Source organism: uncultured Amnibacterium sp., assembly GCF_964245895.1.
Classification (GTDB): domain Bacteria; phylum Actinomycetota; class Actinomycetes; order Actinomycetales; family Microbacteriaceae; genus Amnibacterium.
In genome coordinates, this window is record NZ_CAXTOQ010000117.1 from 1 (window position 1) to 10,981 (window position 10,981).

Genomic DNA, 10,981 nt, shown 5'->3' on the forward strand with positions numbered 1-10,981 from the left:
ACCGACGCCCTGCAGTCCGCGGCTCCCGACGGGTGGGTGGTCCAGCGGACCGGGCAGACCGCGCCCGGCTCCGAGTTCGGCCTGATCCGCGTGCGTCCCGACGGATCCGAGACCGACCTGGGCGTCCCGTTCGCCGACTACATCGACGGCGGGGTCGGCTACCTGATGCAGACGAGCGACAGCGGCTTGATCGCCTACCCGATCCAGGTCGACGACGTGTGCACCAGCTCGCAGGTCGAGTTCCAGCCGTGGTCCGATCCCGGCGGCTGGCGCACCGTCTTCGCCGGCACGCCTCGGTCGTGCATCCGGTGCGCGCCGGCATCCGCGCGCAGCGTCGCCTGCACGGTGATCCAGCCGAACAAGGGCCTCGTCACGATCTCGCTGCGCGGTGCGGCCCCGCACTACCTGCGGAACAGCCACCCGACGCTCTGCCAGACGGTCGACTACGCCACCTCGAACGACGATCTCGTCGCGATCGAGACGACGGACGCCGGCTCCTGCAGCAAGGGCCTGGTGTACCGGTTCGGGAGGAACAAGCAGGTCGCGACGTCGACCGCCCGCTACAGCGCCGTCGCCTCCATCCGGACGGGCCTCGGCCGGATCATCGTCAGCACGGGCCGGCAGCAGTTGATCTCCGGCCTGACCGGCGTGACCCGCGCCCCGACGACGATCGCGCGGGCCTGAGGCCATTGCAGGCGGAAGCCGCGAGCAACGTCCTCCAGGGTCAGAGCCGATGAGCGCGTTCGAGTACATGGACGACGACGAGCAACTCGACTTCGCCATCCTCAGCAGCGGCCCTGTGGGCCTCTTCCGCTCAGCCGATCAGCTCGCGGGCGCGGTCGAGACGCTGGCCGGACTCGGCTACCAGGTGGTCCGCTTCGATGCTTCGGGCTGGCGGAGCGAATCCGAGCTGTTCGACGCATTCGTGGGGGCACTCGACTTCCCGAGCTATTTCGGGAGGAACTGGGACGCGTTCGAGGAGGTGATCTCGGACATCGGCAGCGGCGACCTCTCGTGGCCGCAGGACGCGACAGGGTTGATCATTACGATCGAGCACGCCGACGACCTGTCGAAGGTGAGCCGGCGAGCGACTCGACTGCTCGTCGAGAGCTTCGCGGACGCGTCACGTCTTGCCTCGCTCTACGGCAATCGGTTCATCCTGATCCTTCAGGTCCACGAGCGCACCGCGAGATCGCTGACTGACGCCACCTCGTCGGTGGCGCGCTGGCAGTAGCCGTGTTTCGCCCGCCGGGTGCCCTGCGGGCCCGACGCTCGGCCGCCCGGGCGTGAGGCGCTCAGCGGGCGCGGACGAGCAGCTTCGGCTTCGCGTTCACGGAGGTCAGGCCGTAGATGGCACGCTGGTCGTTCTCGCTCACGAGGATGCGACCGAGACCGACCGTCGCGAGCGCGTGCACGCCCCAGCGGCGCTTCGAGTTCTCGATCCTCCCGTCGGCGCTCAGCGCTGTGAGACGACCGCGGACGCAGTGCTGCTTGGGCGAGGTCGACGACGCCTCTCCGACGAGCGCACCGCCGAAAGCCTCACGGGCTGAGAACCAGCACTGCTTCGGGTGGTCCGCCAACCACGCGAGCCTGCCGCTCCGCAGCGACAGCAGGGCGTAGCCGTCGTGCCTCGTATCGACCGCTTCCTCGAAGGCGCAACCCGCGTGCGTGGCGGTCGGGCGGCCGCAGGAGAAGTCGATGTCGGCGTGCGCGTCGTAGATCGTCTTCCACGAGCCGTAGTGCGCGTAGAGGGAGTAGCGGACTCGGCCGTCGCCGATCGGGGAGTCCTCGTCGCCCTCGCCCGAGTACACCGCTGGGGAGGTCAGCAGCCCCTTCGGCCCGGCGACGACGCGGAAGGAGGCTCCGTTCGGATAGGGGATGCCGTAGTCCCGCACGACGCCTGCCGTGCTGATCGTCATCACCCGGTAGACGGGCTGGCCGTTCGCGGCCGTGACCCCGGTGCGGCGCTTCACGATCCAGCCGTGGAGTGATGGGTCGGCGTACTCGTCGTTCGCGGCGAGCGTGGCGTCGCCCTCGTCCCCCGTGCGCAGATCGCGCCAGTGCAGGCGCTTCGCGGTCGTGGAATCGGCTGCGCCGGTGCCGTCCGAGCCGAGCTGCTGGACGACGGTGTCGTCGGCGATCCGGAGGTCGCCGCTCGGGTCGAAGCCCGTGAGCGGATGCCGCTTCAGATCGTCACCGAAGAAGTACAGCGTGCTGTTCGCCGGGAACGAGATGGAGTACCCGGTGGCGAGCTTCTGCCGGTACACGACGTAGTCGGCGGAGGTGGCGACCGTTTTGACGCGCAGGTGCTTGTCGCTCGCCGCCTGCGCGGGGACGGCGATGCCCGTGACAGCCAGGACCAGGCCGAGCGCTGCGACGGCGATGCTCGTTCTTCCGCGCTGCACCTGATCCTCCGAGGTCGAGTGCAGATGACCGTATCCGCGTCAGCGCCGACTGCACCCGGACTCGCCGCCGAGGCCGGAGGCCGGTTGATGAGGTGATGCCCAGCCGGAGAGAGGTCCTCCTCCACCTGTCGAGCGCGTTGCAGGCGCTGCCGAGCGGGCGGCGTCTCGTCGCCATCGACGGGGTCGACGGCAGTGGCAAGACCGTCCTCGCCGCCGAGCTCGCAGCGGCGCTGCGCGACGCGGGCCGAAGCGTGGTGGAGGTCCACGTCGACGACTTCCATCACCTGCGGGCTCGTCGCTACGCGCGCGGGCGCCTGTCTCCCGAGGGCTTCTGGCTCGACAGCTACGACTACGTCGCGCTCGAGCGGGACGTCCTGCGCCCGCTGCGCGCGGACGGACCCGGGTTCTACCGCTGGGGTGCGACGGACCTCGATCGGGACGTCCGCCTCGATCTCGTGCCCGTCGAAGCCCCTGGCGACGCGATCGTCCTCGTCGAGGGCATCTTCCTGCACCGGAACGAGCTCGTCCGCTGGTGGGACTACTCGCTGTACATCGACGTGCCGTTCGAGGAGAGCGCCCGACGCATGGCTGTCCGAGACGGCCTGCCGGCGGCCGCCGACGACCTCCACGTGCGGCGCTACGTGGACGGGCAGAAGCTGTACTTCGAAGCCTGTCGACCTTGGGAGCGAGCCTCGGTCGTCATCGACAACGCCGACTGGTCGTCGCCGCGGCTGGTCCTGACCGGGGATGGCGATGCGGACTCCTCGCGACCGAGTTCCGCCTCCGGGACGGAGGGGTCTGAGGCGAGGGGCTGATCCCGACGGGCAGGGCGCACCTCGACCTCGGTGCTAGCCGGAGGCGCTGCCACGCACCCACGCGTCGATGTCGGCCAGCGTGCCTTCGTCGTCCATGTGCAGGTGGGTGCGGAGCCCCAGGCGCTGAGCCGCTTCGATGTTCGGCTGGTGGTCGTCGATGAAGAGGACGTCCTCCGGCGCGGCGTGCATCTGGTCCAGCGTCAGCCGGAACGCCCGCGGATCGGGCTTGCTCACGCCGAGCTCGTGGCTGTAGCAGATCGGCTCGAACAGGGCGGCGAACCCGAAGCGGCGCTCCTCCTCCTCGCGGGCGCCGTCGCCCGAGTTCGACAGGATCGCTAGCCCGACCGATCCGTGCAGCGCCTGAAGAGCGCCGATGAGCGTGGTGTTCGCGGTGCCGCAGTACTCGTCCCAGAAGTCGGCACGCATCTCGGCCAGCACTTCGGAGGTGGCGCCGACCGCGGCGCCGTAGCCCGCCCAGTACTCCTCCGCCACTCCGGCCCGAGTGGTCGGATCGGGCAGGTCCGCCTCCTCCAACCGCTGCGAGAACTCGGCGTCCGAGAGGCCGAGGCGCGTCGCCCACCTGCTACGGAACCGTGCCGGCCACACCTCGTCGTCGACGACCTCCAGCACGCCCCCGACATCCAGCAGCAGCCACCGCACCGGCGCAGCAGCCGCGCCGGCGACGGGTGCGTCTCGGTTCACGCCGACATCCTCGTCGACGAGGGCCGCTGGCCCGCCAGCAGGTCGAGTGAGGCGCGGTGGCCGTCCCGGTCCTGCGATCGCCATCGGCGCTGCCGCTTCGTGGCGGGGCGTCCGGGTGTCTGCCGCCTCGATCCGATCGACCCCCCGATTCCACCTGTGGCAGGAGGCTTCGAGCCCGGCGATGCCCTTGACTGCTGTCCGTGATCGGAATGGGCGGGGGTCGCTCGCGCACCAGAAGACGAGCGTTCCGGGTCGGGATGGCGGCGGTGCTCACGCTCGGCGCGCTCAGCGGGTGCACGACGCTCTCCACCCTCGACGACGGCAGCGCGCCGCGGGACGCCGAGGGCCGGCCGATCGATCCGGGTCCACCTCCGCCGTCGACCTGTGCGACGCGTGCGTTGAGCGGGCCGCAGAGCAGCTGCGTGCCCGTCCACAATCCGCCGTCGCGCATCTACGTCGAGCAGGCGGTCAACACGCTCCTCCCGACCCGTGCGTACACGTCCATCGAGCATGTCCGGTGCACGGAGCGGATGCCGGATCCGCCGACCGACTCGGACCCGCGGGGCCTCGATGCCTTCTCGCACTGGGCCTGCGTCGGCCAGGAGACCAGGGGCCGCTACCTGCACGAGGACGTGATCTGGTCACCCTCCTCCGGCTATCTGGCGCTGAACGCGGTCACTCGCGACCTGTCGCCGGAGCTGACTCTGCCGAAGCCGAACGATCCGGGTCTGCCGAACCCGTACCTGCCCCATACACAGCAGCCCACCCCGACCGCGAGCAGGTCCCTCTCGCAGCACGAGCTCGCCGCCCGATGAGCGGTGGGATCGTTCCCGCCGACGGTGGCGCCACGTCGGACCGATCTGCGGCGGTCCACCTGAAACCTGCGGTGGCGCGTCTCGGGCTCTCCGCCGGAGGTACGCGGCAGGAGGGGGTGCGAAGACGTGTGCCCCTGGAGGGAGTCGAACCCCCAACCCTTTCCTTAGGACGGAACTGCTCTTCCATTGAGCTACAGAGGCGGGCCGAGGAGCAGTGTAGAGGGGTGGACCCCGACGACGCCGCCCGGCTGACCGCGCTCGAGGAGTCGCTCTGGCGGCCCGCGACGCGGTTCGACCGCGGGCATCTCGAGCGCGTGCTCGCGGACGACTTCGACGAGTTCGGCCGCTCCGGCCGGCACTGGACGCGGGAGGCGTCGATGGCGGCCGATGCGGAGGCGTTCGAGACCGTGTTGCCGCTGCCCGGGATTCGGGTTCGGCCGATCGGGGCGGACGGCGCGCTGCTCACCTACCGCAGCGAGACCACCTACCCGGACGCCGGCGTCACGCTGGTGTCGCGCCGCAGCTCCGTGTGGGAGCGCGTCGACGGCGAGTGGCGCCTCCGGTTCCACCAGGGCACGCCCGTCGAGTAGCGCACACCTGCCACTTTCCGCAGCGGATACGGGGTGTCGTCTGCGGAAAGTGGCAGGTGCGCGGTGTGCAGGACGCGGTGCGGGGTCAGGCGGTCGCGCGCGCCCAGCGGGCCGCCGCCTCCGCGCGGCTGCGGGCGCCGAGCTTCGACCGGATGTGCTCGACGTGCTTCTCGACCGTGCGCGCCTCGATGTGCAGCACGTCTCCGATCTCCCGGTTCGTGCGGCCGTCCGCGACGTGGGACAGCACCTCCCGCTCGCGGCCGGAGAGCGCCGTGAGCAGCGGCGAGCCCCGCCCGAGCGACCGGTGCTCCGCTCGCAGCCGCACGTGGTCGACGGCCGCGCCCAGCTGCGGACCGAGCAGCCCCGCCATCGCGGTCTCCCGCGGGGTGAACCCTCGCCGCCGCCCCAGCACCACGCCGCCGAGCACGTGGCCGCCGTCCGCGGTGCGGATGGCGAGCCGGTGATCGGCGCGACCGCTCCAGCCTGCGGTCCCGTCGGGTGCGGCGAGCTCGCCTATCAGATCGAGGGAGTCGAACGGGATCAGGTCCGCCAGCAGGTGCGGCAGCGCGACCTGCAGGGCGTCGAGGTCGGCCGCGTCGTGCAGCGCGAGCACGGCGCCGAGCACCGCTCGGACGTCGATCGCGTCGACGTCGTCCCGCTCGAACACTCGCACCATCGTGCACTCCAGGCATCGGAGGGAGGGGCAGCCTCCCGGGCACGGTAGCCCTGCGGCTCGTCGGACGGAACCCCGGGATCGGGCCGGGCGGGCCTCCGCGTCACGACGGCCGCCGCAGGCGCTGCATGCGTGTTTTCCGGCATGGCCGCAGCTGTGCGGCGGGGCCAGGGTCGGAGGCGGTCGCCTCCGTCGTGCGCGGCGCCCGAACCACCCAGGGAAGAAGGATCCGCATGCGCATCCCACGCCGTACCGTCGCTCTCGCCGTCCTGGCGGGCACGGCCCTCGCCGCAGTCACGGGGGCCGGCAGCGCCGCCGCGACCCCGGCGACCGCACCCACGCTCACGCAGCTGCCCGGCGACTACATCACGCCCCTGCAGTTCGCCGTGAGCGGCGACCGCGTCTACGTCGCCGACGGCGCCAGGTCCGCGCTGTTCCGCGTCGGCCGCGCCACCCCGATCGCGTCCGGCCCGGCCCCCTCCGCGAACCCCGAGCAGAGCGGGGACCTGGCGGGCGTCGACGTCCACCGCGGTCGCATCGCGTACACGACCACCGAGGCCGACCACAAGCACACCTTCCTCACGGTCCTGCACCACGGCCACCGGGTGCTGCAGGTGGATCTCGGCCGGTACGAGCGGCGGGCGAACCCCGACGGGGCGACCGACTACGGCGTGACCGACACCTCGAAGGTGACCGCAGCCTGCAGGAAGCAGCTGGCGGGCGGCGAGCAGCCGGTGCCGATCACCTACCGGGGCATCAAGGACTCGCACCCGTACGCGGTCGCCGGTCTCGACGACGGCTCCTGGCTGGTCGCGGACGCGGGTGGCAACGACATCGTCCGCGTCGATCGGTGGGGTCGCATCTCCACCGTCGCCGTGCTGCCCGCGCAGCCCGTGACGCTGACGAAGGCGCTCGCCGCCGAGCTGAAGGTGAAGGCCTGCGAAGGGCTGACCTACCGGTTCGAGGCCGTGCCGACGGACGTCGAGGTCCGGGACGGCCACGTCTACGTCACCACCCTGCCGGGCGGCGCGGGCGGACTCGGCAGCGTCTACGAGGTCGGGTGGGACGGCAGCAGCCGGCAGATCGCGACCGGGTTCGCGTCGGCGACGAACCTCGCGGTGGCTCCGAACGGCTGCATCTACGTCGTCGAGCTGGGGCGGGGCGTCTTCACCCCGGGAGCCGGCGGCCCCCAGCAGGTCGTCGCGCTGAAGGGCGCGGCCGCCGTGGAGTGGGCGGACGGCCACCTCTACGCCTCCACCGCACCGGCCGCGGCGAGCGAGGGCGCACCCGGATCCACGCCGCCGGCGCCCGGCCACATCTACCGGATCGGCTGATCCGGAGGGTGGGAGGCGGCGCGGCGGGAACCGCTCAGTGTCCCCGCCGCGCCGCCGTCCGCCGTGCGCCACGCCGCGGCGTGGCGGCACCGGTGCGCGAGGGCCCCCTCCGTACAGTGGCAGCGTGCTGCATGCCGAGGACACGGAGGGGGAGCCGCACCGGTCCGCCCCCCGCGTCGCGACCGGCACCACCACCGGCTCCGCGCACGGCGTCTCGGTCGGCGACGGCAGGTACACCCCCGTCAACAGCGCGGTGAGCGCGTGGGACCGGTGGCGGGAGGAGCTGGCGCACGTCGGCGGCGAGTCGCCGCTGATCCGGTTCGAGGACTCGGTGCGCACCCGCATCGAGCTGTCGACGACGCACCCCTCGGGGCTGGCGCAGTTCATCACCGGCAAGACGACGCTGCTGTCGAACCTGATCCGCGACGACATCGCGTTCCGCACCGCGAGCGCCGCCGCCTCCACGCTCACCGGCAAGGCCGTCGAGCTGGCGGCGACCCGCGGGCTCGACTGCATGCACCTGGCGATCGGGCTGGCGGAGTGGCGGTTCGAGAAGCAGGACTTCCGCGGCCCCGTGCTGCTGCGCCCGCTCGCGATCCGGCGGTACGGCCGCGACTTCGAGCTGCGGCTGAAGGGTGCGCTGCAGCTGAACCCCGGGCTGGTGACCGCGATGCGCGAGCAGTTCGACATCGAGCTGGACCCGACGGCGTTCGTCGCGCTCGCCCAGCAGGCCGGCGCGTTCAAGCCGCAGCCGGTGATCGACCGCCTGCGCGAGCTGACCGGCCACCTGCAGCGCTTCAGCGTGCAGCCGCGGCTGCTGATCTCCTCCTTCGGCGAGATCGGCGCCGCCCTGCTCGCCGACGCGAAGGACCTGTCGCACCCCGTCATCGACGCCGTCGCAGGCAACCCGACGGCGGTCGCGCGGATCACCGGCGCGACCGACCGGGTCGAGGTCATCCCGCAGGACCAGCGGCCGCCCGCGCTCGACGGCGCGCTGCTCGACGCGGATCCTGAGCAGGAGGCGGCGGTCGCGGAGATCGCCGCCGGGCACCACCTCGCCGTGCACGCCCTGCCCGGCACCGGCGCGACGCAGACGATCGTCAACGCCATCGGCGCCCTCGTCGCCCAGCACAAGCGGATCCTCGTCGTCAGCCCCCGCCACGCGACGCTGCGCGCGGTCGCCGACCGGCTGTCCGACATCGGGCTGCCCGGGCTGACCGCCTCCGGCCGCACCGTGCGCCGCGACCTGATCCAGGCGATCTCCCGCAACGAGAAGGCCGAGCCCGCGGAGACGGGCGAGGTCGACGAGGCGCTGGTGCGCCTCCGGTCCGTGCTGCTCGACTACCGCGCCGCGCTCGGCCGACGCGACCCCGTGCTCGGGGTCGGCGTGCTCGACGCGCTCGGCGAGCTGTCCCGCCTCGCGCTGCTGCCGAACCCGCCCGCGACGACCGCGCGGCTGTCGACCCGGGCGCTGGAGGCGCTCGCTGCCGACCGCGGCGCCGTGCAGGAGGACCTGCTGCGCGCCGCCTCCCTGGGCGAGTTCCGCGTCGGCCCGATGGACTCGCCCTGGTACGGCGCCGCGTTCGCCGACGGGGCGGCCGCCGCGCAGGCGCACACGCTGGCGAAGCGCCTCCACGCCACGGACGTGCCGCGGCTGCTCGAGCGGGCCGACGCCCTGATCGCGGGCTCCCGCTTCCGGCCGTTCGGCACGATCGGCGAGCTGGGCGTGTACCTGCGCCTGCTGCTCGACATCCGCGAGACGCTCGACCGGTTCCAGCCGGCCGTGTACGACCGCTCGCTCGGCGAGCTGATCATCGCCACCGGGCCGCGGCGCGACGCGCGGGAGATGTCGAGCGTCAACCGGCGCCGGCTCAAGCGGCTGGCGAAGGAGTACCTGCGGCCCGGGGTGCACGTCGCCGACCTGCACGAGTCGCTGCAGCGCGTCCAGCAGCAGCGGGTGCTGTACCAGCGCTTCGTCACCAGCGGCACCGCGCCGGACGTGCCGCCGGGCATCACCGACGTCTGGACCGACTACCAGGCCGTCGCCGCGGACCTCGCGGCGCTCGACGAGCCGCTCGGCCTCGCCGGCACGCCGGACTCGCTCGCGCAGGAGCCGATCGAGGGCGTCGGCGACCGGATCGCCGCGCTCGCGGCCGACTCCGACGTGCTCGAGAACCTGCAGGACCGGCAGGACGTCGTCTCGCGGCTGCGGTCGCAGGACCTCGCGCCGCTGCTCGAGGACCTCGCGGGCCGGCACGTGCCGCCGGAGCGGGTGGGCGCGGAGCTCGAGCTCGCGTGGTGGAAGAGCGTGCTGGAGCGTCTGCTCGCCGACGACCCGGCGCTGCTCGGCGCGAACACCACCGTGCTCGACCGGCTGGAGCAGGACCTCCGGCTGGTCGACGAGGCCCACGCGGGCGCGAACGCGAAGCGGCTCGGCTGGCAGCTGGCCGACGCCTGGCGGCTGGCCCTCGCGGATCGCGGGCCGGAGGCGGAGGCGCTCAGGTCGCTGCTGCAGGCGAAGGCGGACGACCCGCAGGTGCTGCACCGGGAGGCGCCGCACCTGATCAAGCTGCTCGCGCCGGTGTGGCTCGCCTCCCCGTACGAGCTGCACCGCCTCGGCGAGGTGACGTTCGACACGGTGTTCGTCGTCGACGCCGGAGCGCTCGGGTTCGCGGAGGGGCTCGGGGCGCTGCGGCGGGCGAAGCAGGTCGTCGTGTTCGGCGACCCGGTCACGCAGACCCCGACCCCGTTCGACATCGCCATCCGCGAGACCGACCCCGAGCCGCCGACGCAGAAGCGCCTCGACGAGCGGCACGCCGACAGCGTCTTCGCGCGCATCGCGCAGCTCGTGCCGACGGTGGAGCTGACGACCAGCTACCGCGCGGGCGGCGAGGACCTCGCCGAGCTCGTGAACCGTCGGTTCTACGACGGCCGGATCGAGAGCGTGCCGTGGGCCGGGACGTTCCTCGGGCACGGCAGCCTCGCGCTCGACTACGTCGACAACGGCCACGGCCTGCCCGACGTCGAGAGCGGCACGGTGGAGGCGGTGGAGGCGGAGGTGCAGCGCGTGGTCGAGCGCGTGCTCGACCACGCCGCCAGCCGGCCGCGGGAGTCGCTGATGGTCGTCTCCGGCAGCGCGAAGCACGCGATCCGCGTGCAGCAGGCCGTGATGAAGGCGCTGGTGCGCCGGGGCGACGTCACCGAGTTCTTCACCCGCGACCAGACCGAGCCGTTCATCGTCGTGACGCTGGCGGAGGCGGTCGGGCACAGCCGCGACCGGGTGATCCTCTCCGTCGGCTTCGGCCGCACGCCGCACGGGCGCACGCTGTCGCAGCTGGGCCCGCTGGCCCGGCCGGGCGGGGAGCGGCTGCTCGCCGCCGCGGTCACGCGGGCGCGTCGGTCGCTGGCGATCGTGTCCTGCTTCCGCCCCGACGACCTGGAGGGCGACCGCATGCCGTCGGGCGTGCTCGCGCTGCGGCGCCTGCTGGCGGACGCGGAGGGCCGCATCGCCGACGACGCGATGGACGACGACCGCGACGCGATGCTCGTCGACCTCGCCCGCCGCCTCCGCACGCTCGGGATGCGGGCCGCGCTCGGCTACCACGGCAAGCTCGGCCTCGTCGCGGCGCACGGCGCCCGAGCGATCA

Annotated in this window: 10 protein-coding genes and 1 tRNA gene; 7 read left to right on the top strand and 4 right to left on the bottom strand. The window is 72.8% G+C overall.

Annotated elements, in window-relative coordinates; genetic code table 11:
- Both ACFE60_RS14055 and ACFE60_RS14060 read left to right on the top strand, forming a co-directional pair.
- A partial coding sequence (locus ACFE60_RS14055) for a hypothetical protein (RefSeq protein ID WP_375389490.1) occupies positions 1 to 684 on the top strand: 684 nt, incomplete at its 5' end.
- A 49-nt stretch (positions 685 to 733) separates the two neighbouring features.
- On the top strand, positions 734 to 1,234 hold the full coding sequence (locus ACFE60_RS14060) for a barstar family protein (protein WP_375389491.1): 501 nt from the start codon (positions 734 to 736) through the stop codon (positions 1,232 to 1,234).
- A gap of 61 nt (positions 1,235 to 1,295) precedes the next feature.
- Here the strand turns inward: ACFE60_RS14060 and ACFE60_RS14065 are convergent, their stop codons facing one another.
- Positions 1,296 to 2,405 (bottom strand): hypothetical protein, encoded by a 1,110-nt coding sequence (locus tag ACFE60_RS14065; protein ID WP_375389492.1) that lies wholly within the window; start codon positions 2,403 to 2,405, stop codon positions 1,296 to 1,298.
- A gap of 95 nt (positions 2,406 to 2,500) precedes the next feature.
- On the opposite strand from ACFE60_RS14065, the gene ACFE60_RS14070 reads away from it, so the two are divergent.
- Positions 2,501 to 3,220 (top strand): AAA family ATPase, encoded by a 720-nt coding sequence (locus tag ACFE60_RS14070; RefSeq protein ID WP_375389493.1) that lies wholly within the window; start codon positions 2,501 to 2,503, stop codon positions 3,218 to 3,220.
- 33 nt (positions 3,221 to 3,253) lie between these two features.
- On the opposite strand, the gene ACFE60_RS14075 is transcribed toward ACFE60_RS14070, so the two are convergent.
- Positions 3,254 to 3,922 carry an HAD family hydrolase gene (locus ACFE60_RS14075; RefSeq protein WP_375389494.1) on the bottom strand — a complete coding sequence of 223 codons (669 nt, stop codon included), beginning with the start codon at positions 3,920 to 3,922 and terminating at the stop codon, positions 3,254 to 3,256.
- 422 nt (positions 3,923 to 4,344) lie between these two features.
- Here ACFE60_RS14075 and ACFE60_RS14080 point away from each other — a divergent pair, with 422 nt between their 5' ends.
- Positions 4,345 to 4,737: a hypothetical protein gene (locus ACFE60_RS14080; RefSeq protein WP_375389495.1), complete on the top strand. Its 393-nt coding sequence runs from the start codon at positions 4,345 to 4,347 to the stop codon at positions 4,735 to 4,737.
- 129 nt (positions 4,738 to 4,866) lie between these two features.
- On the opposite strand, the gene ACFE60_RS14085 is transcribed toward ACFE60_RS14080, so the two are convergent.
- Positions 4,867 to 4,938 (bottom strand) — tRNA-Arg (locus tag ACFE60_RS14085).
- 23 nt (positions 4,939 to 4,961) lie between these two features.
- Here ACFE60_RS14085 and ACFE60_RS14090 point away from each other — a divergent pair.
- The gene (locus ACFE60_RS14090) at positions 4,962 to 5,327 is read left to right on the top strand and encodes a DUF4440 domain-containing protein (RefSeq protein WP_375389496.1); all 366 of its coding nucleotides are present in this window, start codon (positions 4,962 to 4,964) and stop codon (positions 5,325 to 5,327) included.
- Between the two features lie 85 nt (positions 5,328 to 5,412).
- On the opposite strand, the gene ACFE60_RS14095 is transcribed toward ACFE60_RS14090, so the two are convergent.
- Positions 5,413 to 6,003 (bottom strand): LuxR C-terminal-related transcriptional regulator, encoded by a 591-nt coding sequence (locus ACFE60_RS14095; RefSeq protein ID WP_375389497.1) that lies wholly within the window; start codon positions 6,001 to 6,003, stop codon positions 5,413 to 5,415.
- 230 nt (positions 6,004 to 6,233) lie between these two features.
- On the opposite strand from ACFE60_RS14095, the gene ACFE60_RS14100 reads away from it, so the two are divergent.
- Both ACFE60_RS14100 and ACFE60_RS14105 read left to right on the top strand, forming a co-directional pair.
- The gene (locus ACFE60_RS14100) at positions 6,234 to 7,334 is read left to right on the top strand and encodes a ScyD/ScyE family protein (protein WP_375389498.1); all 1,101 of its coding nucleotides are present in this window, start codon (positions 6,234 to 6,236) and stop codon (positions 7,332 to 7,334) included.
- Positions 7,335 to 7,458: 124 nt separating this feature from the next.
- Positions 7,459 to 10,981: DEAD/DEAH box helicase (locus ACFE60_RS14105; RefSeq protein ID WP_375389499.1), on the top strand; the 3,523-nt coding region annotated here is incomplete at its 3' end.

Bases quoted from the DNA above. Each gene is read 5' to 3' on its own strand.
- ACFE60_RS14060 (WP_375389491.1), top strand. From the start codon at position 734: ATGAGCGCGTTCGAGTACATGGACGACGACGAGCAACTCGACTTCGCC.
- ACFE60_RS14070 (WP_375389493.1), top strand. From the start codon at position 2,501: ATGCCCAGCCGGAGAGAGGTCCTCCTCCACCTGTCGAGCGCGTTGCAG.
- ACFE60_RS14095 (WP_375389497.1), bottom strand. From the start codon at position 6,003: ATGGTGCGAGTGTTCGAGCGGGACGACGTCGACGCGATCGACGTCCGA.
- ACFE60_RS14100 (WP_375389498.1), top strand. From the start codon at position 6,234: ATGCGCATCCCACGCCGTACCGTCGCTCTCGCCGTCCTGGCGGGCACG.